Source organism: Candidatus Njordibacter sp. Uisw_039, assembly GCF_047730075.1.
GTDB lineage: Bacteria > Pseudomonadota > Gammaproteobacteria > Pseudomonadales > Balneatricaceae > Njordibacter.
Window position 1 is genome coordinate 2,869,743 of sequence record NZ_CP159831.1, and the last position, 25,545, is coordinate 2,895,287.

Sequence of the window (25,545 nt, forward strand, 5' to 3'; positions counted from 1 at the left end):
ATTAATTTTATTCACTAGTGTGAAACATATGTTTGCGAAGCGTGCGTAAGAGCAAATGTGCAGCCATTTGTTGTGTGCGTCCTGAAGGATCAAGTGGGGGGCAAGTCTCTACAATATCTAGCCCATCAAACGGTGCTTCCGAAAGGATATCTAGCATTTGGCAATATTGTCTTGGCGTAATTCCACTATGAACAACTGAACCTGTTCCAGGTAAATAACCAGCATCCATAGCATCAATGCAAAGCGAAACATAAAGGCTTTCGCACCCTCTTGTGGCATGCTTAATAGCCAGCTCCATGACTTTGGCAGCTCCGAGGCGATGAACATCTTGGGAAGAGAAAACCTTTCCTCCCATGCTTTTAATCAGCTCATACTCGCCTCCATCAATCCAACCCGATATGCCAATCCAAACCATATTGGGTTGAATAATATTAGAGAATTCTGAAATTCGTCGACCATTAGTGGCATGATTATAAGCGCCCCATGCTCCTAGACGATTGGTAAAATCTAGGTGCCCATCAACCTGTATATAGCCAAACTTTCGATTTGGATCTCGATCTGAAAGACCTCGTGAATACCCAAGGCATGCAGGATAGCCATTATAATGATCACCACCTAGCCCAAGAGGTATACCACCACCCGCTGTAATTGCTCGTGTCATTAAGGCAATAGACTCAGTGGTATCTTCCACACAATCTGGAAAAATATCAGCATCACCGCAATCAACAATCCATTGATCTTGACGTTTTCGAAGCACATTTTTCAAAATAGGATCAAAAAATTCAGCTTGCTCGTGCGAAATAGATTTTGATATTTCGGTAGTGGCCACTCTTAGCGCCTCTGGGCCAAAGCGAGTTCCAACCCGGCTAGAATGTGTCCAGTCAGATGGCATTCCCACAACCCCAAGTACCCCAGACTGAACTTCTTCAGGAGATCCAAGTGGCGCACTAAAAAGAGAGTGGGCAACAGGGTTCATTTTTGGATAATTTGACATAAGTTAGAGTTTGCCCCTTTTTTTAATTATCATTTAAGTTGACATCGTTCATAAGCCCAAGACGTGAACAGATGTATCCAACGAGTGCAGTAACAATGAGGCGCTGACCAGTTTTAACGACGCTTAGTCCATTTATTGTAGGGTTATGACCCGTCAAAATTAGGGTGGCTATCGGTGCGCTAGCGAGTGCCGCTAGAACTCGCCTTAACAACTTTAGGCTCATTCCATTAAATACGGGTTGGTCAGACATACCATGAAGTTCTGAAGATACCGAGGATAGATCCAGGTTAATAATCACGGGGACCTCTTTGTTGGATAATGTGTGGCTTAAATCAGCAATCTCCTTAGAGCTCATGTCTTTAAGTTGGCTTGATGAAAGTATTTTTGCACCCGCACCTGAAAGCTCTGTTAAAAATTCTACAGATGGATTTTCAGCCGGGGCAAGAATACAAGTATCTGCCAGCTTAACTTCGCCACTTGCCAAGAGAGAATAAAGCGGTGAAGAAGCCTGATGATCAAGCTTTGTATCCGAAGTTCCCGGTGTCTTTCCGCCAATTTGTATGTAAGCGACAGACTTTCCATTGGCAATGGCTCTGGAAACAGGGGCAATAATGCTACTATCTCCACCCAGAACAATACTCGTGGCATTGCGACTATAAACTTGTGCAATAGCATGGTTAATAAGCTCTTCAGCTTTTGACCTGGTTTGTCCTAAAACTGGAATATCTCCAAGATCAAATAATCGCTCATTGATTGATGACGTATCAAACACCTCTTGCTCGTCAATATTGATGGGATTACTAAATTGTGGGTTAGCATACCAACCAAAATAAACTGACGTTTCTCTAATCGATAAGGGAGAGAAACGGGCGCCAGATTGTAGGTTTTTACTGCCTTCCATCGGCACACCAATAATGGCTAATGTTCCTGGTGATAAGTCTTCAACCTTTGCTCTTACTGATCTCATAAAGGAAAGATGGCCAGCCATACGAGGTAATGGAGCATTTCTCAACGGCATAAGACACTCTCCTGAGACATTGTTTCAATGACGCTTCTCACAATCTCGGCAACAGTGACACTAGCAGAGCTGCCAGAGATATCTAGGTCTGGAATATATCCAGTCACGTCAGCACCGATAATGGGTAGTTTTCCTAATTCAAGGATGAGTGAAGTTAACTGCTTTGGTGTCAGTCCAGTTCCAGTGTATGCAGAGTTAGAACGAATGGACGGCAAGGCGAGAACATCGATATCTACACTAAGATAAAAACTAACATTTTTGTCTGGCAAGCCATTTAATAGTTGTTCCGTTAGTCCGCTTAATGATGTTGACAGTTGATGCGCTGAACGAACAAAACTATCAGCTAAATACTCAAATTCCTCTAGGGGGTTTGAATCGCTTACCCCTAAAAGCGTAATTGATTTTGAGCCACCACAGTGTTCGCCAAGTTGTCGTGTTGCACATGAACGACTCAGCGGTTTTTTTTGTGGATTTGGGATTTCTGCTGCATCCAAATTACGTGAAATTCGAATGATTTTTAAATCACGATCTGGCCTTGCCTGTAATTGGCCAGAAACTAAGGCAGGAATAAGACTATAGTCTCCACCCAATGTCAGAAGTTTAGCGCCTGTTTGGTGAATTCTAAAACTTTGTTCTTTAAGAATTGATAGGGTTTTCTGAGGTTCAATAGGAAAAATATTGAGTTCGCCAACATCAATAATATTATTAGCAGGAGCAATATTTGGTCTGTGGGTTAGCACGGGTAAGGAGGCATACCTTAATTGCCGAGCAGCATATCTGGCGCCTGGCTCCCCTGCCGAAAAATGATCACAGAAGAGTCCTGCAACCGCTATTTTTCCTTCTGAAAGATCTTCAATATCACCAATAGGAGCACCAAAAAAAGAGGGCACTGACAACATTGAAACAGGTAAATCTACTGAACTCATAAGGACATTTCCTCAAACAGCCGATCACCAAGTATTGCTAGAAGCGCCTGCGCAGTGGCATATTGAGAATGACCTCGAGCATCAAGTAAAGGGGCCACATCGGTTACACCAATGCCTACTAACTGTGACGCTACATTAGCTTTAGAAAGAATATCTGTGAGCTGCAATGGCGTTAAGCCACCTACATTAAGCCCTGGCGTCCCGGCTGCATAGCCAGTATCTAAAACTCCAGCATCTATGACGCATAAGATTTGTTTGTTTTGGAGGCCAAATTGTTGGATCGCATTTACAGCAACCTCTACACCTTGCTCATGAATAACTTCAGCAGAAATTACATTGCCCTGAATGTCTTCTATTCCTTTCCAGTTTTCATACGGCTGAATGCCATTAGCACCGATAACAAGCAGAGGATAATTTTCAGGTTTAGTCCTAACTGTCATAAGTGATGACAGCGCTTTAGAGGCCAAACCATTGACTCTTGGTATATCCAATCGGTTTGATATAACGAGCAGCCCAAATTCACTAGAGGAGCTTTGCAGTCCAGCAATCAATCCCTCTAGAATTCGTCCGTCCCCTCCCAAAAGAACGGGCAATCCACCCTGCTCATGCACCCCCGCAGTGACCTGTTCAACTTGTTTTAAAGTGTCTATTGTGACTTCAGTACAGTCAGCAAGGTCGCCTAAATCAATGCCAATGACTTCACTTCTAAAGCGGGTAGCCTTTCCTGAATCAAGTGAGACAACTGTTTTGGATGGCGAGTTAAAATAACAACCCAAAGCGCCCATTGTTGCGCGTCGTAGAGCCTTAGGGCCATTTGAACAGCCACTTCGTCGAGGTAAAGTGGAATCAGCAGGTACACCAAAAACAACAATACTGCCTTGAGAAACTTCTTCTATATTGGTTTCAGAAAATCCAGCATATGTGGTGCTAGCGGTTGTAGATTCACTCATAAGCTTAGTCATTAAATTTCAACCCAATAGTGAATAGCTGGAAAAAATATTCTTGATAACTTTTGGGAAATCATAATTGTTCCTTATTTTTTTGATTTCTATTAAAAATAGAAATCATAACTAAAGCGCTGATAGAGACAAAAATTAAGCAAGTTGATATTGCAGCAATTGTTGGATCAAGCTGATCACGCAATGAGTTAAACATGCGGCGGGTAATCGTAGCGTTGTCCCCACCCGAGACCAGCATCGAAATCACAACCTCGTCCAACGAGGTGATGAAGGCCAAAAAGGCCCCTGTCTGAATCGAAAATTTGACTTGCGGTACAGTGATTGTCCACAAGGCGTATGCTCTGGAAGCACCTAGACTGCGTGCAGCCAGTTCCTGATCGAAATCATAGTTCTGTAAACCCGACATCACGGTCACAATCACAAAAGGCAACGCCAGCGCCGTATGGGCGATCACAATTCCGGTAAGCGTATAATTGAGTCCCAGCTTGGCATAAAGGCTAAATACACCTACAGCAATCAGGATCACCGGTACGACAATGGGCATGATCACAAGGATCTGTGCAATATTACGGATCCGTGGGGCAGAACAATGTAGGCCATAAGCACAAAGTGAGCCTAAAGGTGTCGCAATCGCCGTGGTCATCACTGCCGCAATGAGTGACGTCTTGGTGGCGCTCATCCATTCTGGAGATGTGAAATAGGCTGCGTACCAGCGAAACGAGAATGACGTTGGCGGGAATTCCAAAAATGAGGCCCCCGAAAACGACATTGGGATCACAATAAGCGTAGGTAGGATCAGAAAGAAAAGCACTGCGATGCCAACCACTGTTAGCCACAACCCATCTATTTTTCGTTGTCCAACTTGTTCCATTTCCATATCCTCAGCGCATGAATAGTTTGTCGAGGCCAAAGACACGGTTCATCAGCCAGATCATCACCAGTGCCAACAGCAGTAGGACAACACCCAAAGCTGATGCTGCACCCCAATTGGAATAAATTGTTATGGTACTTTCTATGCGCTGCGCCAACATTTGTACCCGGCCACCACCCAGTAAAGCGGGTGTAACGAAAAACCCAAGTGACAAGATGAAGACCAGCACGATGCCTGCGAAAAGGCCCGGTAGGGACATCGGGAAAAACACCCGCCAGAATGCCCCACGTGGGCTGGAGCCAAGCCCCACAGCAGCCCTAACTAAGTCAGTGTCAATATTGCGCATGGTGGCATAGAGAGGCAAAATCAGAAACGGCAGCATAATATGTACCATGCCAATGATTGATCCCGTAAGGTTGTGAGCGAGTTGCAGCGGCTCCTCAATTATACCAAGCGACATGAGCGACGAATTAATGATGCCATTACGCTGCAACAGAACTAGCCAGGCGTAGGTGCGCACCAGAACCGACGTCCAAAACGGAACCAACACGAAAATCATCAAAATGGCAGCCGTTCTGTCTTTCACCTTGGTCAACAAGTAACACAGCGGATAACCAAGAAGAATACAAATGACCGTCACAGCAATGCTGATCTGAAAGGTGACAACAAAGGTTCGACGATACAAAGCGCTTTCAAAAATACGAGCATAATTTTCTGTGCTCAACTCGCCCGCTGCATTATAAAATGAGAGCGAAGACAGCCAGAAAATCGGCAGAAATACGACAATTAAAATAGCAAGAACTGCAGGCATCGAAAGCCCCAAAAACGTCAAGCGTTCGCGGCGGTCTTCAGCTTTGAGTATGCTAGCGTTGTGAAATGTTTTAGCTCCCGCATTGCCCTCAGAGATATTCATGACACATGTTCCGGTACGATGATCGTATCTTCTGGGTGCAGGGCCAGACCAATTTTCTCTCCCTTGGAAGGGAGCCCAGTCTGGCCAGCACGGTTAGCAGGTACGCGCACATTAATCATGCCCACACTGTCGTGTTCAACGATAACCAGCACGCTGTCACCTTGATAAATGATATCGTTGACCCGGCCAGAAAAGTCATTAGCATCTTCAGGCACAGGGCCTGACATGACTTCCAGCAATTCAGGCCGAATTACTAAGCGATGCCCTCCACTACCCGGGGCAATGGCTAAATCAGATTTCAGCACGCGCCCACCAAGTTGCGCCGTATCGTTGGCTACTGTCACCGGCAAGGAAATTGATTCCCCAATAAAGTCCGCCACAAAGAAACTATGAGGCTGACGATATAGCCGCTGAGGGGTATCGATCTGCTCGATGCGCCCATGATTGACCACCGCAATCCGGTCTGACATCGTCAGGGCTTCGCGCTGATCATGGGTTACGTATACAACAGTTGCATCTAATTTTTGATGAAGCGCCTTTAATTCAATCTGCATATGTTCGCGCAGCTTTTTGTCAAGTGCCGATAGGGGCTCGTCCATGAGGATAATCCGTGGCTCGAACACCATCGCCCGGGCAAGCGCCACACGCTGCCTTTGACCACCAGAGAGTTGGGTGATACGCCGATCCCCATAGCCCCCAAGTTCTACAGTATCCAGCACACGTTCGACGCGCGTTTTTTGATCACTTTTGGAAACCCCACGGATTTTCAATGGATAGGCCACGTTTTCCGCCACCGTCATGAATGGAAACAACGCATAGCTTTGAAAGACCATACCAAGGCCACGTTTGTGCGGCGGTGTTGCAATCATTTCTTGATCACCAAACCGAATCGAGCCACCGTCAGGACGCACAAAACCAGCTAGCGCCATCAAGAGTGTCGTCTTGCCCGATCCTGATGGCCCCAGCAGGGTCAGGAACTCGCCAGCAGCAATATTTAGCGACACATCATCCAGCGCTTTGATTGGTCCGTAGGCCTTGCAAAGGCTGGATATTTCGATGGGAAGGGATTGGGCGGTAGACGACATATGGGCTCCTAAACCTGACAAAAAAATTGGCGCAGTACAAATTGCACTACGCCAAAATGGATTACTACTATAGCTGGATTACTGCTGGATCAGCGTATCAAACTCTTCCGTTAGCTCACCCAACTGACCGATGTAAAAATTCGGATCAACCAGAAGCTGCTTGTCATAGTTGTTGGGGTGGGTGTTGACTAACAAAGCCTGCTCGCCCGAAATAATACCGGTATCAAACGCACCCGTATTCACAGGGCCTAGCGGCATCGTCACTGCCAGCCGCGCCTGCGCTTCGGCACTTAGCAATTCGTTGATTAGGCGCATTGCATTCTCAACATTTGGCGCGCCCTTAGGCACTAACAAGCAATCAACGTCCATCGTGCCACCATCGAATGCATAAGCGACATCAATGCCAGATTTGATCACACTCTCCACGCGGTTATGGCCCATATGGATCACGTCCACTTCACCATCACGCAATAATTGTGCTGATTGCGAACCACCACGATACCAAACAGTGACTTCAGGTGCGATCTCTCCTAACTTGGCCCAAGCGCGTGCCATACCTTTATCTGTTGCCAGAGTGTCATAAACTTTTGCCATCGGCACACCATCAGCCATAAGGGCTGCCTCAAGGTTGTAGTTCACCTTGCCGTGCATGCCACGCTTGCCTGGGAATTTTTCTAGATCCCAGAACTCTGCCCAGTTGGACGGACCATTGTCGCCAAATGCATCCTTGCGATAGGCAATCACCTTGGTGAAGTTGATAAATCCAATGTAGTTTTCGTGGATTAGCTCTTTGGGGATACCTGTTGTATCAACAATCGAATAATCAATCGGCTCAAGACTACCCTCGCGGCTGAGCGTTTCACACGAAGGCAAATCCTGCTCTGTTACATCCCAAGCAACAGCACCTGCTGTGATCTGTGCGCGCACGTCTTGAATGCCGTTTGTCGTATCTTCCTTGACCGTTATATTCAGCTTGCTCGCTGCGGGTGCTAACATTGATGAACGAATAGCATCCTGAAATGATCCACCCCATGATGCAAACGTCACACTATCTCCTGCTGCAATGGCAACATTGCCAACACCAATACCTAAGCCCATGGTTAGAGTTAAGGAAATAATTTTTGAATATTTTTTCATTTGTAAGCCCTTTATTTTATTTTAATTGCTCCATGACCTGAAACAAATCTGTATTTCGCTCTATGAAACAATATTTCATTTTAGGCATTTTCAGTGAAAAGTCAAGTTTAAATTTGATAAAATGAAATTATGTTTCATTTTGTATTACGTCATTCTAAAATCATGTTAGAATTTTAGTAGATTATAAATGTAGCTCTTCAATGATTTGAATTTCCCAGACACCCTATGAAGAGCCTTTAACAAGGATATGCTAATGACGAAATCGACAGAAGGTTCCAAGCCTATTAAAAGTGGGGTTGAGTCGGTGGAACGAGCTCTGCGTTTACTTGAGGCATTTAATATGGGGGATAACGGCCTGGCGCTTAAACAGCTTGCGCAAAGAACCGGCCTGGATAAAGCTACGATATTACGACTCAGTGTGTCACTTGAAAAGTTTGGTTATCTTACTCGTGATTATGATGGTGTTTTTCATCTTGGATCATCACTCTGGCGTCTTAGTTCAATTTACCGAGATAATCTTCAACTGGGAAATCTTATTCGCCCAGCTCTAATTGAACTTGTTGAAAAAACAAAAGAAACTGCTGCATTTCACGTCTTGCGTGGAGATTCAGGTGTCGTTCTTTATTGCGAGAATTCTAAAAGACGGATGCGATATCATATTGATGAAGGAGAAATAACTCCGCTTAATGTGGGTTCTTCTGGAAAGGTTCTAGAAGCCTTTGTAAATCCTAAAACATCTCAGTCTAAAATGATCCAGAATCAGGGATACTATATTAGTCATGGCGAGCGTGACCCTGATATTGCAGGCATTACCGTTCCTATTTTGGGACGTGATCGTGAACTTATTGGTGTAATCTCATTGTCAGGACTGACAATGAGATTTACTGACGAGAATGTTGAAAGCTTTTTAGAGGCTTTAATGTTTACCTCTCAAAAAGTTTGCTTAGCTTTTGGTAGTAAGTAATATAATTTTCAATAGTTTTTGCTTGCTATATAGCAAATCGAGTTTTTAATAATTTGAAGCGTTGTTTTTTTAACTGGCAGTTTTAGTACCTATAATTTAAATAGACAGATTTCATTTTTGGTACACGGTTAGGTACACGTAAATAATTATGGCTAAATGGAGTATTCAGTTTTGGGTTTGTGAGTTAAGAGAGCCTTTAAAAACTTAGTATAGGCCTATCCCAGTGTTATATCTTTAATTTGCTGCAACATTAGTAAACCTATATATTACAATTACACTTTGGAGAGGCTACGCTTTTTAAACCTAACATTGGTCTTGCGTTAGGTTGGAGTAGTTCGATGTATGGGATAGGTATTAAATGCGTACGGTTATTCTAATATTGCTAATAAACTTAGCTTCAAATGCTTGGGCAAATAATGTTGTTACTGGAAGTGCAGGTAGCACATTGGAAGGGAAAGTTGTTTCTGAATTTGACAGTCCTTGGGCAATGTCTTTTATTGACAGCGAAAACCTACTGGTCACTACAAAAGCTGGAAAACTTTGGCTCGTAAATACCAGTGGTGAACAGTCTTTAGTATCTGGAGTTCCAAAAGTTTTTGCAGGTGGCCAAGGCGGTTTAGGTGATGTCGTTGTTCATCCAAATTATGCACGAAATAAATTAGTTTATATTTCGTACATCAATTCAGACAATGCAGGAAAGACACGATATGCATCCGTATTAAGAGGCACATTGGGAAGATCAGATCAACCACATCTGAAAAACATTGAAACCATTTGGAAACAAACACCCGCTCGATCGGGGAACGGACATTTTTCTCACAGAATTGCATTTGGTCTTGATGGAACACAACACGTTGGCAAGATTTTCATTACCTCTGGCGATCGGCAAGAACAAAACCCCGCACAAAAATGGGATATGGCATTAGGGAAAATTATCCGCCTAAACGACGATGGCACCATACCTAGAGACAACCCATTTCAGGATAAAGGCGACCTTGCAAAAACCTTTTGGTCGTTGGGTCACAGGAATGCCCTTGGAATCGCATTTGCCAAAAATGGTAAACTATGGGCGCATGAAATGGGTCCAAGGCATGGAGATGAATTTAATTTAATTGTTGCGGGTGAAAATTATGGATGGCCAATAGTGTCGGAAGGCAATCATTATAGTGGAGCAGAAATTCCCATGCATAAAACAAGACCAGAATTCATGGCACCAAAACTTTATTGGGTACCTACGGTAGCTCCGTCAGGATTGATTTTTTATGAAGGGCAAGAATTTTCCGAATGGAATGGAAATGCTTTCATTGGAGGATTGAAAAGCAAAGCGCTGGTTCGAATAGGTTTTAATAATGAAAAGCCTTTTGAAGCCGAACGATTTAGTTGGTCTCAAAGAGTAAGAGAAGTTGAAATGGGCCAAGATGGCGCGATTTGGGTTTTGGAAGATGGCCCATCTGGCAGGTTAATAAAGTTCACAAAACCAAATGCATAGACAGGTCGACAGCGATAGCGTACCACGGTCCAGACTCAAATTGATTTGCAATAGGAAGGCAGCCTAAAAACCCTAGGGTGACATACTAAGAGTCAATGGAGGCGGGGTTGCAGAAGAGATGTTAGTAAGTTCAATTCACCTACTTAAACGGGGACCAAATAGGGGACCAAATACAAACTTTATCGCACCTTCTGAGGCATAAAGTACCGTAAGTGTTTGATTTGTATGGCGCGCCAGGAGCGCAACTGAGATAACTCATTGCCTCTACCCTGCACCAAAAGCTCCCTGTGTAGGCGTTTTCAACCATACAATAGGCATTTCAGCTGGTCAACAAGGCATTAAATGTATGTAAGTCCTGAGTGCAGTTTCTGAGACCGCCATATCTGCCCCAACCATTCATACAGTTCACGTTTAACACACACTTAAATACCATTTGCAGCATCCAACCTAAGCCTGTTAAAACGCCCTGTGGGGTCGCTATGAATGATCTATATCACGGCATAAAAGGAAGTCAAACTTAGCACTGAAGATGCATACACGGGGCGAGGGCCACCACCCCCCTATGGGGTTATTATATACCTGCTGTTACACGGAAAAGCCTTTTGAAGCTGTAAACCACTTGTGATAAGTGTACGTGTCTTGGTTTCGTATATGGCTGGAGTTGAGGTGTTGGTTGTGTGGGAATACATGCTGGCACTGAAGGTACTCACGTTAGGTAATAGAAGATTGCTAAGTGTTACTAGTACCCTATTACCTGTGTGATATTTGAAGTGGGTATGTTGTAAGTAAAGGGTATAGAGGTGTTATTCAATTAACTGAATAGTACCTTTAATAGAAAGGTAGATAAGTGCTTACACTAAAGGTATTTGCATTTTAGGTTCATCAGGTTAGGTAGGCAGATTGGGGTTTGTTGGGGGTATATTAGGAATCTAGACTAGAGACTTTGTGAGTATGCTGGTGTAGTGTTTATAGCAACAGTCACTTACATGAAGTCATATCATGAATATAGTTACAAAAAGCACCCTTCTTTTAACAGTCACCTTGGTCACAGGTCTTATCTCAATTCAAAGTCATTCTGATGTGTTTGGTGGTAGTGGTCAGTATGCAATGATGCAATATCATACGCAGGAGTATGGCAGTATTTGGATTCTGGATACCGAAACAGGTAAGGTCAGACTTTGTTCAAGCAGATTCAACAGTGATAGAGAGTTTGGAAAACCATATTGCGCTCCTTGGAGTGAGGAATAGTTGGCTGCCTCAATGAACTTTTCAATGGATATTTAGGATCAAATGAGAATTAACGACTACGCAAATATATTTGATTATTGGCAATTTAAAAATCTAAAAAACATGGAAGGCAGTGATTCTGAGCAATATGTTCATAAAGAGGATTTGCCTTTTTTAAAAGCCAAGATGGCCGAAGAAAAAGGGGCCAAATTAAGCTTTGATTTTAAGGGTAGGATACCAAGCCCTTGGGATGGAAATTTAAAAAGTGCGGAGATTGTCATTTGCTATGCAAACCCACTGTCTAATATTGATGACGTCAACAACAAAGCTAAAATGCTAAAGCAGCTTTCTGGTAGTGCCTCTTTGCCTACTGATATCAAGGCTTGGAATGACTGGTATGAACAAAAAAAGTTTGGGCGTTTAGGCAAATTTGAAAATTCAGATAAAATATCTGTATTCAATATATGCCCCTATGCTTCAGAAAACATGAGCGATGTTAACTGGAGAACAGCATCATGTTTGCCAAGCGTTTGGTGGGCTCAAAAACATTTGCGAGAAGTTCTAATACCAATGGCTTTAGATAAAGAAATATTTCTTGTGATAGCCCGTGCTCATAAATATTGGGGCATTCCTTCTTGGGACAATATTGATTTATTTAAAGAAGGAAATTTACGAATACAGACTAATAGAGGTGGCTTTATTCAAGAAGATATCGCAGGAGATTTCTTGACTTGGAAAGACAGCGACTAAGGTTCAGATTATAAAAGTTAGAAGTAAAAAGGTTTTGTTTTCAGAGCTGGATTCAAAGTTATACTGAGAGATACATCACCATCAATCATCATGTTCACTGAGGGAAAGTCTAATAGTTCATAGACTTCTTTGTTTATATGGGGACTAATGAGATTGTGCATTTGCCTTATTTTTTTCAAGCTTCGTGCTCGGATTCAGAGTAGACAATCATTTCATAAAAGTAGTCAGTGAATTTTCCCCAAAATCGTTCAGTTTTATTGTATTTCAAAAGTATTATAGATAAATGTGTGTTTGAAAATATATTTAAAAATGTTTGATAATTTGGCCCCCATGAGGTTCTCCGATACCCCCATGACCCCCACTCTCCGAGTAAAACCATTTCTGGTTTAACATTTTTATCGTCCATTACGACTTTATAAAATACAGATTTTTGGTGAAAATAATTATCCCAGTTTCCTCCGAAACCATGTCCGGGTTGAATGATTGAAAGAATTTTTGGAGCTAGATTGTGACTCACATACAATGCCTGATAGGTGGCCGCACCATCGGCGCAAATGTAAAATAGGCTAAAACGAGAGGGGCCATGCTCTTTCCCATAATCTCCCTTGCGCTGGAAAACACACCAATGTGCGAATGGCTTTTGAATCCACCACTGCTTACTTTCAATGCCCTCTCTTTGGCAGTCTATAAGTGAGGGAATAGTAACTTCCATTGGTACTTTTAATTCAGACTCTCTTACTTCTCTCTCACAAAAAACATCATAGCCTTTGAATCCTTCAGCTATTGAAATGGCTAACTTATCCTGAGTGACTCCATAATCAGCATAAATGAAGCTGTTTACTGAGCTTCCAAGAAACTTAATGGGATCACCATCAAACCTGCAAGCTGGGTAATACATTGAGTTAGTTAGAAGGCTCACAAGAGGCAATTCTTGGCTATCCATTTTCTGTTGGTTAATCTCGTCTAGCCACGTCATTTAACAATCTACTCCTACAAAACTGATTGACCATATTTTGGATTACCATGTTTTCTGTCCCTATTATAACAGGGATGAGTGGAGGCTTTTAAGTAACTATAGGAGTAATAAGTTAGTAAAACTAAAGGTATAAATAAACTATAATAAGTACCTTAAGGTATAGCATTTCAGTGCTATTCCTCTAGTACAGTAAGTTTAAATATGTCATCTAATTATTTGTTAATAAGCTATAGCAATTAGGTGTTAGGCGATTAACTAGGGATATGCAATTGAATAAAGACAGTTCAAAAGTAACCAAGACAGTGCCATATAAGATAGGCACAAAGACCCAGAAGTTCTTAGATGACTGCAAACAGGTTGGCATGGAGGTTACCCTTCCTAGTGAATACAACACATGGTTTTGCTCTGAATTAAACATACCAGTAACTGATCCTCTTCTTGCTGCAAGATCAAATCTTATTGAGATCCTAAAGGCTGAGTCAACTAATCCCAAGCTACTTAAAAACATGAGGACAGCTTCTGCTAAACCAAAAGTAGATTACTTCATAGACTATTTGCTTTATCACATTGGTATTTCCTTTAGTAAGATTACTAACGCCACCCCTCACAAAAACGGCACCCGTGGCTCTGTTGAGTTCATTGGGATAACCATCCGTAATGAAGCACGAACATTCAAGCACACACACGAATACTATAAATGCAGTATGTCTCGTGACAGTGCTAAACGAGTACTTGAGGCCCTAGAAAAGCTTGAATATGTGCGTATACACTTGGGTAAAAAGAACCCCACTAAACAACATGGAAACCCCACAGCCATTGCGCCAATGACTAAGCTGTTAGATATGCTGGTGCAATACAAGGCAATTACCAATAGCTCAGCTGAAGCAGCCAATATGCCTCTCGTGTGCATCAAGTCAGAAGAGGGTGATGTGACTGAGGTGAATGATGATGAATCTGAATCCATACTTATTAAGCAGAACAGATTAATTGCTGTTACTGATATTGATCTTCCTTTGGACACCTACCTTGAGTATGCGGATTGTTACGGCAATGCATATGTTTCAGGTGCACCTATACGCAGAATCTATTCAAAAGAGTTAGGCCAAAGTGGACGCTTCTATCATGGGTACTCAGGCTGTCCTAGTAAGTACCGAAAGCTAATCACCTTTGATGGAGAGCCTACTGTTGAGCTGGATTATCAGTCCTCTCAAGTTCATGTGGCATATAGTATGAATGGCTTAAATGCGTGGAATTACATCAGTGGAGATCCTTATGTGCCACCTAATGCTGATCTAAAGCACCGAAGTATATATAAGGCTTTGCTCACTCGCTCCTTTACGGTCACCAACCCAATTGCCACTGTTAGAGGAGATAACGATCTCAAGACTAGGGGCTTGAATCTAAGTAATATGCTTGAAGAGATATGGCAAGTGCACAATCACATTGGTGCTTATAGAAATGAAGAAGCCCATAAGACCATCACCTACCAAGAAAGCCGCATATGCCTCAAGGTTATTGAACTGTGTAATGAGAAAAATATTGCTGTGCTGCCGATCCATGATTCGTTTAAAGTTAAAAAGCAACATCGTGATGCGCTAGAGGTAATTATGGCAAAGGCCTATGAACTATTAGATTTTCAGTCAGTGCCCATGGTTACTGATGAGTAATATGTCACGCACAGACACACAAGAGAATTTCACATAGAGATAAAATATATATTTGGTTAAGTCTAACAGTAAGCAGGGGACTAACCCCCTCGCTGACCGCCAAACGGGCCAAAACCAAAAGCAGTTGCTAAAAAGTTGGCAATAGTTAAATTGAGTATTACTGCAAAATAACAGAGTACTAGTGTCACTGCAGCTTGGATGACAACTGTTAAAAACCTATAGTCTTTGACATGGACTACAGCAATTATCATTTTCCAGATAGCCATAAATAGCATTACTGATGTTGAGAAACTGCCAATAAACAATATCATTGGCACGACCCCATTGGTTGCATAGAATGGGGCGCCTAACCACCAAAACCCTTCCTTGTATTTATGCGACATAAATAATGTTGTCGCTATAATATCAAGGCTTGCCATCATAAATACTTTAATTATTAGGCTCTTAATTACGGCCATATAAATATGCTCTTTAGATTACTAAATTCCTTGAAAATCTTGGATGCCTAATGCAGATAATTTTCTCGTGATACATCGTAAGCAATGATGACCGAGGGCTCCAGTGCCTTACCTTTTTTGAACCCGTTAGCATATATGTCCACAATTAATATTGTGGACCATCGTCACTTTGCTCAGCAGCTAAGGCATACCACTTTGCTGCGGTCTTATCACATACTGGAACACCGTCGCCCTGGGAGTACATTGTTGCCAGATTATATTGAGCTTTAGAATGCCCCTGCTCGGCAGCTTTTGTGTACCAGCTTCGTGCGAACCAGCTTAGTGCGGTCTTTTTGTTCTGTGGAAGAACTCTGCCCTCACGGTAAATCTGTCCCAGATTATATTGTGAATCAGCATCACCCTGTTCAGCAGCTAAGGTGAACCACGCCAATGCGGTATTGACGTTCTTTGGGACACTTATACCATTAGCATAAATATTTCCCAGCCAAAATTGAGCATTGGCATCACCCTGATCAGCAGCTAAGGTGAACCACTTTATTGCAGTCGTGCCATCCTTTGGAAAAACTTTGCCCTCATGGTACATCAGTCCCAGATTATATTGTGCCTTAGCTTCGCCCTGCTCAGCAGCTAAGGTGAACCACTTGGCTGCTGTTTTATGGTCTTCTAAAACATCATCCCCCTGAAAGTACATTATCGCCAAATTAAATTGAGCATCACAATGTCCTTGGTTAGCAGCTAAGGTATACCACTTGAAAGCTGTTTTATTATTTTTTAAGACTCCTTGTTCTTCATCATGCATTACCCCTAGGCTATATTGAGCATCAGCATTTCCTTGATCGGCTGCTAAGGTGTACCACTTTTCGGCTGCCTCATCACTCTGTTCCACATCATCACCATAATCGTACATGGTTCCTAGGTTATATTGACCTATAGCGTCACCTTGCTCAGCGGCTTTAATGACCTTATCTAGCTCATCATTTTCCATTTTGTCGTCCTAATGAGGGGTGTTTACCATGGCTAGTCCAACTCTGAAAACAACACCTTCTTACTTCTGACTTTTTCAATCTGCGCCAACGTCATCCAACAGCTAATGTAATAGGTGCCATCAGTTATCATCTTACCTAACTGAGATTTGCTGATAGCACTTGTGTTTGCAGAAGGAGTATCAACGCTGCTGCTATCTAACACGCTTTTAACAACACTGGCTTTGATACCAAAGTTCGTATTTTCTGGAATGCTTCCAGTTTCCTTTAACATCTGCATAGCATCCAGTTTTGCCACTGCTACGCCGACAACATTCCCCATATCATCAAGGATTGGGCCACCACTATTTCCACTTTGCAGGGCTGCATCTATTTGCATATTTGAGAAGTCATTACCAATACCAGTAAGAGAGCTGATGATACCCTTGGTCACCTTAACTGATGAACTGACTTTGTAGCCGAATGGATACCCTGCAACATAAATGTCTTGAAGTATTTCTGGACGTTTAGAGCTAAGGGAGAAGACTGCTGAGGGTTTGAAGTTTCCTTTTAAAAGGGCCAAGTCATTCTTGGGGTCATTGGAAATAACCCTCATCTTAATGTCTTTTTGTGGTGTATGAATAACAACATCCTGACAGCCATCTATGACATGGCTATTAGTTATTACATAGCCATCGGAGGACACAGCAAACCCAGATCCAGAGGACGCAGGGATAACTTGATCGTCTTGTGTAGGTGTCTTCACAACAGGTACTGGTTTTATAGGTGTTTTAACAACAGGTACTGGTTTAGTAGGTGTCTTTGCATATTGGAATTTACCATCCTTCCATATGCCTTCCAGCACTGAGCCATCTGAATGGGTATATGTACCTTGTCCATTCCTGTTACCATTTGAATGGAGCATACCGAAGTACTTATCTCCATTTTCATAGAATACTGTAACCTCTCCTGACATACGTCCGTTAAGTGTATTTCCAACAATAGGTCTCTCAACCCATTTTCCAGATTTTTTATTTCTCCAAACTGTTATGCCTATTCCGTGCGCTTTCCCATTTAAACAATCGCCAGACCAAGTAACAGTTTCCCCCACATTTGGGTTGGGATTCCACACGAGACAATTTGGTTTTTCTGTTTGAAACCACTCACCCTGTGCAAAGATTTCTCCAGCATGTCCAAGAAGAAGGATAAAGGTCAAGCAGTATTTGATTATCTGAATTTTCATACTGCAACATTACCAGATATAGTGTGAGATGGCATATCCTTGTTAAAATCATAAGTAACCCATAAAAACCCATTATACCTCCACCTATATTTGCTCTGAAGGGTTTTGATGAGCACCGATCTACCGACAGATCGCTATGATGGATACCTTAAGAGAAAAGTGTTGTGAGAGCAGAAAGAAATTATCAAGGTGATAGTAAGGGAGCAAAGGCCGAAACCATTGGTTTATGTTTTTTGAAGACTAGTTCCAACAAACAGAAAAACCAGATTTATGCGGCAACTTATTTTACGCAAATGGAATGATTTACATTCATTATAAAAACAACTAACTTAGTATCATAGTTTGATTTATGTCAAAAGGTATTGCATGATATTTGAAACTGTCACTACGCTAAATGGACAACAAGAAATCCAAAGAGTTAAAACTTCTTTTATTTTGCTATGTGGTTTTTCGTTCATTCCTCTTGGTTTATATCTTGTAATAGCTCACGAAATTATGTTTGGTGTTGCTTTGATAATTTTCTTTGCCCCATGTTTTATTTTGTACCCCATGATCAGATTTTTTATCTCTGGAGGCAGAGATAGTGTGGCCGCAATCGTTACTACAGTTGTTGTGGAAGAATTAATAAAGTCAGAGATCAAAAAATCATCTAACAAAAGAAAATGCTAAATTTTAGGAGCAATCACCCCAACTACAAACAATACAAAGGTTAATATGAAATCCCCTAAAGCTTTATTAAAAATCATAATTTCTTTGTTTACAATCCTCGGTGCTGCCTCATCACTCGCTTCTGAGGATATTAAGCTCACCTGTGTTGGAACCTATTCTTTTTTGGATAATGGAGCCAACATTATAGATGATACAATTAGTGAAAATAGCTTAGAAACTTTGCTAATAGTGAAACGGGGTTCCGAGGTTACAGAGTTTAATATAAGTATCCATTCAGCCTCCTCTTCTAAGGATGGGGACACTATAGTAGAAACAGAGAAGCATGTAATTGGTAATACCATTGATAGTCATACTGCAAGAGTTTTAATGAAGTTTAATAAATCAAATCAATCCATACTTTTGGTAGCAAATTTTAGCAATGGCATAGTGAATACATACGAAGGGGAGTGTCATTAATCTCATCATCTAGTGTCTAAACACCCATTAGACAGGAGTATCCTCCATGATAATTAAAAAACTCACCTAAACTGAAATATGCTAAATGTGGTTTACAGCTGGAGCACCTAATCTGTGTAACTCCACATAAATATAACGTACGTACCCCCTATGGCCCCTGCCTCCCCCTAAAGTATGCCTGTGGCTACCTGAGATGCTATTCAGCGTGAGATGACTAAACTTTTGAATGGTCGCATTGGTCATTTAGATTGCACTCACAGGCTCTGCTAAGAGCCTTATATGGGATCCTTCAGTGGTGGTTTAGGTGGTAGTTTTACGTGAATATTGTAGGTGTTTGGCCTCAAATGGAGAGTTCCAAAAGTGCACTCAAGACTTACATACATTTAATGCCTTGTTGACCAGCTGGAAAGCCTATTGTATGGTCTAAGCGGCCTACAATTCAGGTGATATGGTTCTGGTGTAAGGAAGTGACTTTGAAATCTCACTGTCTCCGGGCACCATAATCCACCTATAAAACAATAACTTATAATGAAATTAAATTTGTTTGTTTTGTACAGTTTTTATGGGGCTACCATGGGGCTACCCCAGCACCACTTTTCTTATTTCTCACCAAAATAACGAATCACCATGCTAAGACCCAATGGAGCTGCCATCGGCTAGCCTTCTTTCTTAGTCGAATGCTAATTTTCTATGGTTTTTAACGACGAATTCTAAATACAAAGTTAGTCAAAATAAACAAAAATGCACCTACACAAACGATTGTTGGGCCAGTAGGGGTATCCATTAAATAAGAAATTTGTAAGCCAGAGACACTGCAAAAAGTGCCTAAGAAGGCTGCGATCATAGCCATCATTTCTGGAGTGCTACTAAACGTGCGAGCACTTGCAGCCGGCACAATCAACATGGCTGCAATCAGTAAAACCCCCACTACCTTAATGGCAACAGCCACCACAATCGCCAAGGAAATAGTTAATATTAGTTGCTCCTGTTTAGGATTAAAGCCGCAAGAAAGGGCTAAGTCAGAGTTAAGTGTCGACAATAGAAGACCAGACCATCGCCAGGTAATGAGGCCTAAAACAATCAATGCTCCTCCCCAAATCAGTATAAGATCTTTAGGTCCGACAGCTAAAATATCACCAAATAAATAGGCCATTAGGTCAATACGGACCCCAGTTAAAAAAGAAACTGCGACTAAACCGATGGCTAATGATGAGTGAGAGGCAACACCAAGCAGAGTATCCATGGCAAACCCTCGCCCGGTTAAGCTTGACACCATGATAGCCATTAACAAACAAACGACGAGAACGCCCAAAAATAGTGGTGCTGATAATGTCAGAGAAAGTGCGATACCAAGCACAGCAGAATGAGCAGTTGCATCGCCAAAATAAGCCATGCGTCGCCAAATTACGAAACAACCTAAGGGTGCTGCTGCCAGGGCAACCCCAATACCTGCTAGCATGGCTCGAACTAAAAAATCATCAAACATCGGACACTCGCTCAGTCTGTGTATGGGAACGATGGCCTTGGTGAAGATACAATGCGGCTTCACTTTCGCTATCGAGACCAAAAAGAGCATGGTACTCTGGAGAGCCGCGTACTGTTTCAGGCTTTCCTTGACAACAAATATGACCATTGAGGCAAATTACCCGGTCAGTTTGGCGCATAACTACGTGCAGCTCGTGGCTGATCATCACAATGGCACACTTAAGATGTGCTCTCACATTGGCAATTTGTCGATAAAATTCGGCCGTTCCTCGATGGTCTAGACCCTGGGTGGCTTCATCAAGTAACAATAAGTCTGGTGCACCTAGTAGCGCTCGGGCCAGCAGTACTCGCTGAAATTGTCCACCAGACAATCCCATGATTTGTTGTTTATCAAGCTCAGGTACACCCGCGTGGCTCAAAGCGCTAGCAACCGTGCTCTGCGAATGTCCACCTGGCAGATTCATAAAGCGCTTGACTGTCATTGGTAATGTTTCATCAATATGCAATCGTTGTGGTACATAGCCAATCTTTAAACCTGGTTTTTTTTTCAATACACCTGAGCTGGGCTGTAGTGCGCCAATCAAGGTTTTGAATAAGGTGGTTTTACCTGAACCATTAGGACCGAGAATCGTCAAAATCTCTTGCGACTCAACCGACAAATTGATATTGCTGAGAACTTTGCGTTGCCCAAGATAAATCGACAAGTTGTCGCATTCGATTAACATATATGCCTAACCTACTCTCTTAAAGAATAACTATGGGGTAACAATAAAATAATTTTTATTTACCAAATCTGTAATGTTATGTTATAACATAACTCTGATTTTTACTATTTAAATATTTCTTGTTTACAGTAATTTATAGGAGTTCCTAATGCGCCATGCTTTAATCGTCTCAGCAGTTTTAACGCTGAGTTTACCCCTTAATTCTTATGCTAAAACACCTTCTGTCGCGGTCGATATTGCCCCTATACACTCTTTAGTTAGTCAGGTGATGGAAGGCGTCGGACAACCTAACCTGCTAATCCCTGCTGGAGCTTCCCCACATCAGTACACACTCCGTCCCTCAGAAGCAAAAGCATTAGCTGATGCAGAAGTTGTTTTTTGGGTGGGTGAGGGGCTTACACCTTGGTTGGAAAAGTCCTTAGAAAATCTGGCTGAATCAGCCCAGAAAATTGAAGTATTAGAGGTTTCTGGAACTACCACCTACCCATTTAGGGAGGGTGTCACCTTTGAGTCACATGATGATGGCGAAGAGGAAGGGCATGATGATGCCCATGCCTTTGAATGGGCGGGTGCGTTTAAGCTTGCCGCTGGCGAGTACGTTTGGACTTTTGCAAAAGTTGATGGGAATTATGCTGACCCAAAAATGAAATTAGTTATTCTTGCCAGTAACTTAGATGGAGAAGCGGCCATTGAACATAGCGAGAAAACAGCGGAAGTACTGATTGAATCGCGAGCGATTGAGCAATTTCATGGGGATACGCTGACCGCCAACGACAGTAATGCATACCAATTGGTTTTTGACACTGATAAAAACCTAACTGAATTTCGCATTGTTATTAATAAAGAGGGTGTTTATACCGTTTTTGCTGAACATGCACCTAGTGAGTTTGAAGCTGGTGAGCACTTCTTCCAAACCGCGGACCACCGAGATATTGAACCATTAGCACAAGAATCTGATGCAGGTACAGATGCAGATGAGCACCATAATCATGATGGTGTAGATCCACACGCGTGGCTTGATCCGGAAAATGCGAAAATTTGGATTAACGAAATTAACCAGGTTCTATCAAAACACGACCCAAAAAATGCTAAGGTTTATGATTATAACGCCAAGCAAGCAATCGCAGAGTTGAACACTCTTATTGTTACCACACGTAAAAAAATCAACAGTATCGAAGGGCTGAAATTTATCGTTTTTCATGATGCTTATCAGTATTTTGAAAAACGCTTTGGTATTTCAGCAGCAGGATCTATCGCACTCGGCGACGCCGAAGATCCAAGCCCAGCCCGTATTAAGGAGATTCGAGATACTGTAAAGGAAATACGCGTAACTTGCGTATTTACTGAGCCTCAATATAATCCGGGATTAGTTGAAAATGTTTTTGAAGGAACTACAGTTTCTGCCATCGGTGTTATGGACCCTTTGGGCGCCAGCTTGCCGGTGGGAAATAGCCATTATCAGCAATTGATCCAAGGCATGGTTGAGAGCTTAAGCCAGTGTAAGTAAGTGATTTCGTTATGGGGTCTCTAAAAACCTTATTTTTAGGGGTCTCCTGGCACCCTTATAGTTACCTTGGACACACTAGCTGTTAGATTACATCCAATTCTGACCCAGTGCCTCCATCTCAAGTGCTACACCTGCATTGCTGGGTGATTGTGCATTCATAGCCAAGAGTTTTGAGACATCTCCTGTGTTGCTAGTGTCAGATTCGTAGCCATACTTCACTTCAAACTGATCACCTAGTTTAGACAATTCAAAGCCAGTTAAAGATAATAATTGATTGATGTTTGAGGTCATAATTGTAGTCCTTTTGTGAAGGTATTTGTGCCGTCAGAATAGATGACACGGTACTTTCAGTTATATCCAGAGATGTAAATAAGTCAAGCCTTATCAAGGGCATTTGAATGTTTATACCTAACGTGAGTACCTTCAGTGCCAGCATGTATTCCCACACAACCAACACCTCAACTCCAGCCATATACGAAACCAAGACACGTACACTTATCACAAGTGGTTTACAGCTTCAAAAGGCTTTTCCGTGTAACAGCAGGTATATAATAACCCCATAGGGGGGTGGTGGCCCTCGCCCCGTGTATGCATCTTCAGTGCTAAGTTTGACTTCCTTTTATGCCGTGATATAGATCATTCATAGCGACCCCACAGGGCGTTTTAACAGGCTTAGGTTGGATGCTGCAAATGGTATTTAAGTGTGTGTTAAACGTGAACTGTATGAATGGTTGGGGCAGATATGGCGGTCTCAGAAACTGCACTCAGGACTTACATACATTTAATGCCTTGTTGACCAGCTGAAATGCCTATTGTATGGTTGAAAACGCCTACACAGGGAGCTTTTGGTGCAGGGTAGAGGCAATGAGTTATCTCAGTTGCGCTCCTGGTGCGCCAAATTTAGACATTACTAATACTAGGAATGTCACACAACTGCACTTATCGTGCACACCAAAGCCCTTCTATGTGGGCCTTTCCAGCATTTACCGTGTTTCACCTTTCGTGTCCCATGGTCAATGCATTGCTAAGGTGCACTACCCTTTTGTGTTAAGAACTAGTTTGTTCATCCACTCATTTAGCACATCAAGCTTATAGCCTAGCCCGTAACTTTCACCTACGCTGCTCGTAGACCAACCACCAAGAGCATCAACAATATCAGAAGGACATTGGACTGCCCTTAGTCGATCACGAAAACCGTGGCGGTATGAATGCACAGTTATTGATTCAGAAGCACACTGCTTGAGCCACTTGTTCAGTCCAGCTGAAGCACTATTCGCATTGCACCTGCCGCCTTTTGTATACCTAGGAAAAGCATACACACCATCAAATTCAGCCTTAATCTGCTGAGCTGCCCACAAAGCTGCACCGACAAGCGGAATCTTCCTTACACTCTGCTTTGTCTTTAGTCGCCGACAATCATTAGGCTTCAAGTTAATGTGTGGAATCTTTGAATCTAAAACCATGTCATCCAAAGCTAAACCTGCTGCCTCCGCTAATCTCATTCCAGTATCGCTTATTAGGGCAAGTAGCCATCTCATTTCGTCATTGAGTTCTCTGCAGCTACTTTGAATTAAAGTAATGTCTAGCCCTGTAGCTGACTGCCGCTCTTTAACATCGTCAAATTCAGGAAAGTATACATTGGCAAACGGGCTGGTCATGTCTAAGCCGTGCTCTGCTATAGCCAAGTTAAAAATGGCTCGTATGGTAGAGAAAATACGCTTAACTGAACTTGAGGCCAAACCTTTTTCAATGAGCCAGTCACGAAATACTCCACCATCAGCTAGCTGATACGCCATTAAGTCTTTGTTGCCTAGTGCCTGAATCACGTACTCACAGTTTCGCTCCGTGGCCGCAATAAAGGAGTCAGGCTTACCCTTGCCTTTAAGTTTACGGTATAAACCTTTGGCATCTAATAAGGTGAGGCCACTTAATGATTGGTCAGGGGTTTGCTTAAGAATCTTGCAATGGATCGAGGTCAACTGGCTAACCCGCAAATTCATCCAGTATTCATCTAATTGCAATGACAAAGCAGAAGCAGCCCTTAATGCCATCTTTCGTGACCTCGTTTTTAAGCTGCAAGTGATGGCGTGTGACTTGTAATGGGTTCTGACATCCTTTGGAACACGCCGCTGGAAGTAATAAATGCCGTTTCGTGAGGTTAAATAATCGTTGGAAATGTATGTAAGCATTGAGTGCACCTTAGCAATGCATTGACCATGGGACACGAAAGGTGAAACACGGTAAATGCTGGAAAGGCCCACATAGAAGGGCTTTGGTGTGCACGATAAGTGCAGTTGTGTGACATTCCTAGTATTAGTAATGTCTAAATTTGGCGCACCAGGAGTGGACTAAACTAAAGGTCATTGCCCAACGGAAGAGCTAGAAGCCCCTGAATACAAGCTATTACAACCATATCAATGAGTTTTAGCCTAGTCAAGAGGATCCTTTTGGTTCACACCAGTGGTTTACAGGCTAATCCCATAGCCTCCCACGACCACATTATCCAGTGATAACTACATGACCTAAGCTATTGATAAACCTAGAGATTCTGATGGACCATATGAGGGCCTACAAGCACCCTAAGGGGTTAATTTATATCACCAATACACAGGCTTAGGTTGGTATTTTAGTGTTCCTCAGGGAGCTTGTATGGGCCTCGTATGGGCACTTTTGATGTTAATTATTTCCTGATTAACCTTTTTTGTGTCAGTTGAGGTAAATACCAGAACATTGGGGGTGTGGCTAATTAAAGTGGGTACCTTATATAGCAGGGTCTAACTGTGTGTTCTTGAGATAAAAGTTAGCAGTTTACCCCACGTATCCCTAGGGATACTTGCAGATACCAGAGAAGTCTTCTGCTGGTGGAGAGAGAGGGTAGATTAAGAGGAGTAATAGTATAAGGGTCCTTAAGGATCCACTGGGTATTTGGGAGATAAGATATGAGAAGATAGTTGTATAGTAACCCTCCCGTGTTCTCAGTGGAGCCTTAAAGAACTCCTTTTATCAATCAACTACTGCTATAACCAAAGGACCTGTCTTCGGTGAATCCCTGAGGATACTGAGG

The 25,545-nt window shown here is 42.4% G+C and carries 24 protein-coding genes; 8 read left to right on the plus strand and 16 right to left on the minus strand.

What is annotated here, in order from left to right:
- Positions 1 to 7: 7 nt before the first annotated feature.
- The 8 genes from ABXT70_RS13725 to ABXT70_RS13760 all read right to left on the minus strand — a co-directional run bounded on the left by ABXT70_RS13725 (position 8) and on the right by ABXT70_RS13760 (position 7,903).
- Positions 8 to 994: an arginase family protein gene (locus ABXT70_RS13725; RefSeq protein ID WP_443641027.1), complete on the minus strand. Its 987-nt coding sequence runs from the start codon at positions 992 to 994 to the stop codon at positions 8 to 10.
- Positions 995 to 1,016: 22 nt separating this feature from the next.
- Positions 1,017 to 2,012 (minus strand): arginase family protein, encoded by a 996-nt coding sequence (locus ABXT70_RS13730; protein ID WP_443641028.1) that lies wholly within the window; start codon positions 2,010 to 2,012, stop codon positions 1,017 to 1,019.
- Entirely contained in the window at positions 2,003 to 2,938 is a 936-nt protein-coding gene (locus tag ABXT70_RS13735; RefSeq protein ID WP_443641029.1) for an arginase family protein, read from the minus strand. The genes ABXT70_RS13730 and ABXT70_RS13735 overlap by 10 nt, the downstream gene beginning before the upstream one ends.
- Positions 2,935 to 3,888 carry an arginase family protein gene (locus ABXT70_RS13740; protein WP_443641030.1) on the minus strand — a complete coding sequence of 318 codons (954 nt, stop codon included), beginning with the start codon at positions 3,886 to 3,888 and terminating at the stop codon, positions 2,935 to 2,937. The genes ABXT70_RS13735 and ABXT70_RS13740 overlap by 4 nt, the downstream gene beginning before the upstream one ends.
- 70 nt (positions 3,889 to 3,958) lie before the next feature.
- Positions 3,959 to 4,768: an ABC transporter permease gene (locus tag ABXT70_RS13745; RefSeq protein ID WP_443641031.1), complete on the minus strand. Its 810-nt coding sequence runs from the start codon at positions 4,766 to 4,768 to the stop codon at positions 3,959 to 3,961.
- A 10-nt stretch (positions 4,769 to 4,778) separates the two neighbouring features.
- Complete coding sequence (locus ABXT70_RS13750; RefSeq protein WP_443641032.1) at positions 4,779 to 5,681, minus strand: ABC transporter permease; 903 nt, start codon at positions 5,679 to 5,681, stop codon at positions 4,779 to 4,781.
- On the minus strand, positions 5,678 to 6,766 hold the full coding sequence (locus tag ABXT70_RS13755) for an ABC transporter ATP-binding protein (protein ID WP_443641033.1): 1,089 nt from the start codon (positions 6,764 to 6,766) through the stop codon (positions 5,678 to 5,680). Before ABXT70_RS13755 ends, ABXT70_RS13750 begins: the two co-directional genes overlap by 4 nt.
- Positions 6,767 to 6,844: 78 nt before the next feature.
- A complete protein-coding gene (locus tag ABXT70_RS13760) occupies positions 6,845 to 7,903 on the minus strand; it encodes an ABC transporter substrate-binding protein (RefSeq protein ID WP_443641034.1) in 1,059 nt (352 codons plus the stop codon).
- 253 nt (positions 7,904 to 8,156) lie between these two features.
- Between ABXT70_RS13760 and ABXT70_RS13765 the strand changes: the two genes are divergently transcribed.
- The 4 genes from ABXT70_RS13765 to ABXT70_RS13780 all read left to right on the plus strand — a co-directional run bounded on the left by ABXT70_RS13765 (position 8,157) and on the right by ABXT70_RS13780 (position 12,333).
- Positions 8,157 to 8,867 carry an IclR family transcriptional regulator gene (locus ABXT70_RS13765; protein ID WP_443641035.1) on the plus strand — a complete coding sequence of 237 codons (711 nt, stop codon included), beginning with the start codon at positions 8,157 to 8,159 and terminating at the stop codon, positions 8,865 to 8,867.
- A gap of 358 nt (positions 8,868 to 9,225) precedes the next feature.
- Positions 9,226 to 10,356 (plus strand): PQQ-dependent sugar dehydrogenase, encoded by a 1,131-nt coding sequence (locus tag ABXT70_RS13770; protein WP_443641036.1) that lies wholly within the window; start codon positions 9,226 to 9,228, stop codon positions 10,354 to 10,356.
- 999 nt (positions 10,357 to 11,355) lie between these two features.
- Entirely contained in the window at positions 11,356 to 11,604 is a 249-nt protein-coding gene (locus ABXT70_RS13775; protein ID WP_443641037.1) for a hypothetical protein, read from the plus strand.
- Positions 11,605 to 11,646: 42 nt separating this feature from the next.
- Positions 11,647 to 12,333 (plus strand): hypothetical protein, encoded by a 687-nt coding sequence (locus ABXT70_RS13780; RefSeq protein ID WP_443641038.1) that lies wholly within the window; start codon positions 11,647 to 11,649, stop codon positions 12,331 to 12,333.
- Positions 12,334 to 12,508: 175 nt separating this feature from the next.
- Here ABXT70_RS13780 and ABXT70_RS13785 read toward each other — a convergent pair whose 3' ends face one another.
- Positions 12,509 to 13,309 carry a hypothetical protein gene (locus ABXT70_RS13785; RefSeq protein ID WP_443641039.1) on the minus strand — a complete coding sequence of 267 codons (801 nt, stop codon included), beginning with the start codon at positions 13,307 to 13,309 and terminating at the stop codon, positions 12,509 to 12,511.
- 263 nt (positions 13,310 to 13,572) lie between these two features.
- On the opposite strand from ABXT70_RS13785, the gene ABXT70_RS13790 reads away from it, so the two are divergent.
- Complete coding sequence (locus ABXT70_RS13790) at positions 13,573 to 14,976, plus strand: hypothetical protein (protein ID WP_443641040.1); 1,404 nt, start codon at positions 13,573 to 13,575, stop codon at positions 14,974 to 14,976.
- Positions 14,977 to 15,056: 80 nt separating this feature from the next.
- On the opposite strand, the gene ABXT70_RS13795 is transcribed toward ABXT70_RS13790, so the two are convergent.
- The 3 genes from ABXT70_RS13795 to ABXT70_RS13805 form a co-directional block, all read right to left on the minus strand.
- Positions 15,057 to 15,434 (minus strand): hypothetical protein, encoded by a 378-nt coding sequence (locus ABXT70_RS13795; protein WP_443641041.1) that lies wholly within the window; start codon positions 15,432 to 15,434, stop codon positions 15,057 to 15,059.
- A gap of 145 nt (positions 15,435 to 15,579) precedes the next feature.
- Positions 15,580 to 16,419, minus strand: coding sequence for a tetratricopeptide repeat protein (locus tag ABXT70_RS13800; protein ID WP_443641042.1), 840 nt, complete (start codon positions 16,417 to 16,419; stop codon positions 15,580 to 15,582).
- A gap of 32 nt (positions 16,420 to 16,451) precedes the next feature.
- Complete coding sequence (locus tag ABXT70_RS13805; RefSeq protein WP_443641043.1) at positions 16,452 to 17,639, minus strand: trypsin-like peptidase domain-containing protein; 1,188 nt, start codon at positions 17,637 to 17,639, stop codon at positions 16,452 to 16,454.
- 366 nt (positions 17,640 to 18,005) lie between these two features.
- Here ABXT70_RS13805 and ABXT70_RS13810 point away from each other — a divergent pair, with 366 nt between their 5' ends.
- Positions 18,006 to 18,308: a hypothetical protein gene (locus tag ABXT70_RS13810; RefSeq protein ID WP_443641044.1), complete on the plus strand. Its 303-nt coding sequence runs from the start codon at positions 18,006 to 18,008 to the stop codon at positions 18,306 to 18,308.
- A gap of 45 nt (positions 18,309 to 18,353) precedes the next feature.
- Entirely contained in the window at positions 18,354 to 18,764 is a 411-nt protein-coding gene (locus tag ABXT70_RS13815; RefSeq protein WP_443641045.1) for a hypothetical protein, read from the plus strand.
- A 697-nt stretch (positions 18,765 to 19,461) separates the two neighbouring features.
- On the opposite strand, the gene ABXT70_RS13820 is transcribed toward ABXT70_RS13815, so the two are convergent.
- Together ABXT70_RS13820 and ABXT70_RS13825 are read right to left on the minus strand one after the other, a co-directional pair.
- The gene (locus tag ABXT70_RS13820; RefSeq protein WP_443641046.1) at positions 19,462 to 20,250 is read right to left on the minus strand and encodes a metal ABC transporter permease; all 789 of its coding nucleotides are present in this window, start codon (positions 20,248 to 20,250) and stop codon (positions 19,462 to 19,464) included.
- A complete protein-coding gene (locus ABXT70_RS13825) occupies positions 20,243 to 20,974 on the minus strand; it encodes an ATP-binding cassette domain-containing protein (RefSeq protein WP_443641047.1) in 732 nt (243 codons plus the stop codon). Before ABXT70_RS13825 ends, ABXT70_RS13820 begins: the two co-directional genes overlap by 8 nt.
- A gap of 148 nt (positions 20,975 to 21,122) precedes the next feature.
- Between ABXT70_RS13825 and ABXT70_RS13830 the strand changes: the two genes are divergently transcribed.
- On the plus strand, positions 21,123 to 22,481 hold the full coding sequence (locus ABXT70_RS13830; RefSeq protein ID WP_443641048.1) for a zinc ABC transporter substrate-binding protein: 1,359 nt from the start codon (positions 21,123 to 21,125) through the stop codon (positions 22,479 to 22,481).
- Positions 22,482 to 22,568: 87 nt separating this feature from the next.
- Here the strand turns inward: ABXT70_RS13830 and ABXT70_RS13835 are convergent, their stop codons facing one another.
- A complete protein-coding gene (locus tag ABXT70_RS13835; protein ID WP_443641049.1) occupies positions 22,569 to 22,772 on the minus strand; it encodes a hypothetical protein in 204 nt (67 codons plus the stop codon).
- 743 nt (positions 22,773 to 23,515) lie between these two features.
- A complete protein-coding gene (locus tag ABXT70_RS13840; protein ID WP_443641050.1) occupies positions 23,516 to 24,670 on the minus strand; it encodes a DUF6538 domain-containing protein in 1,155 nt (384 codons plus the stop codon).
- Positions 24,671 to 25,545: the final 875 nt, after the last annotated feature.

Coding starts and splice junctions, on each gene's coding strand:
- ABXT70_RS13725 (WP_443641027.1), bottom strand. CDS start 994: ATGTCAAATTATCCAAAAATGAACCCTGTTGCCCACTCTCTTTTTAGT.
- ABXT70_RS13730 (WP_443641028.1), bottom strand. CDS start 2,012: ATGCCGTTGAGAAATGCTCCATTACCTCGTATGGCTGGCCATCTTTCC.
- ABXT70_RS13735 (WP_443641029.1), bottom strand. CDS start 2,938: ATGAGTTCAGTAGATTTACCTGTTTCAATGTTGTCAGTGCCCTCTTTT.
- ABXT70_RS13740 (WP_443641030.1), bottom strand. CDS start 3,888: ATGAGTGAATCTACAACCGCTAGCACCACATATGCTGGATTTTCTGAA.
- ABXT70_RS13745 (WP_443641031.1), bottom strand. CDS start 4,768: ATGGAACAAGTTGGACAACGAAAAATAGATGGGTTGTGGCTAACAGTG.
- ABXT70_RS13750 (WP_443641032.1), bottom strand. CDS start 5,681: ATGAATATCTCTGAGGGCAATGCGGGAGCTAAAACATTTCACAACGCT.
- ABXT70_RS13755 (WP_443641033.1), bottom strand. CDS start 6,766: ATGTCGTCTACCGCCCAATCCCTTCCCATCGAAATATCCAGCCTTTGC.
- ABXT70_RS13760 (WP_443641034.1), bottom strand. CDS start 7,903: ATGAAAAAATATTCAAAAATTATTTCCTTAACTCTAACCATGGGCTTA.
- ABXT70_RS13765 (WP_443641035.1), top strand. CDS start 8,157: ATGACGAAATCGACAGAAGGTTCCAAGCCTATTAAAAGTGGGGTTGAG.
- ABXT70_RS13770 (WP_443641036.1), top strand. CDS start 9,226: ATGCGTACGGTTATTCTAATATTGCTAATAAACTTAGCTTCAAATGCT.
- ABXT70_RS13775 (WP_443641037.1), top strand. CDS start 11,356: ATGAATATAGTTACAAAAAGCACCCTTCTTTTAACAGTCACCTTGGTC.
- ABXT70_RS13780 (WP_443641038.1), top strand. CDS start 11,647: ATGAGAATTAACGACTACGCAAATATATTTGATTATTGGCAATTTAAA.
- ABXT70_RS13785 (WP_443641039.1), bottom strand. CDS start 13,309: ATGACGTGGCTAGACGAGATTAACCAACAGAAAATGGATAGCCAAGAA.
- ABXT70_RS13790 (WP_443641040.1), top strand. CDS start 13,573: ATGCAATTGAATAAAGACAGTTCAAAAGTAACCAAGACAGTGCCATAT.
- ABXT70_RS13795 (WP_443641041.1), bottom strand. CDS start 15,434: ATGGCCGTAATTAAGAGCCTAATAATTAAAGTATTTATGATGGCAAGC.
- ABXT70_RS13800 (WP_443641042.1), bottom strand. CDS start 16,419: ATGGAAAATGATGAGCTAGATAAGGTCATTAAAGCCGCTGAGCAAGGT.
- ABXT70_RS13805 (WP_443641043.1), bottom strand. CDS start 17,639: ATGAAAATTCAGATAATCAAATACTGCTTGACCTTTATCCTTCTTCTT.
- ABXT70_RS13810 (WP_443641044.1), top strand. CDS start 18,006: ATGATATTTGAAACTGTCACTACGCTAAATGGACAACAAGAAATCCAA.
- ABXT70_RS13815 (WP_443641045.1), top strand. CDS start 18,354: ATGAAATCCCCTAAAGCTTTATTAAAAATCATAATTTCTTTGTTTACA.
- ABXT70_RS13820 (WP_443641046.1), bottom strand. CDS start 20,250: ATGTTTGATGATTTTTTAGTTCGAGCCATGCTAGCAGGTATTGGGGTT.
- ABXT70_RS13825 (WP_443641047.1), bottom strand. CDS start 20,974: ATGTTAATCGAATGCGACAACTTGTCGATTTATCTTGGGCAACGCAAA.
- ABXT70_RS13830 (WP_443641048.1), top strand. CDS start 21,123: ATGCGCCATGCTTTAATCGTCTCAGCAGTTTTAACGCTGAGTTTACCC.
- ABXT70_RS13835 (WP_443641049.1), bottom strand. CDS start 22,772: ATGACCTCAAACATCAATCAATTATTATCTTTAACTGGCTTTGAATTG.
- ABXT70_RS13840 (WP_443641050.1), bottom strand. CDS start 24,670: ATGCTTACATACATTTCCAACGATTATTTAACCTCACGAAACGGCATT.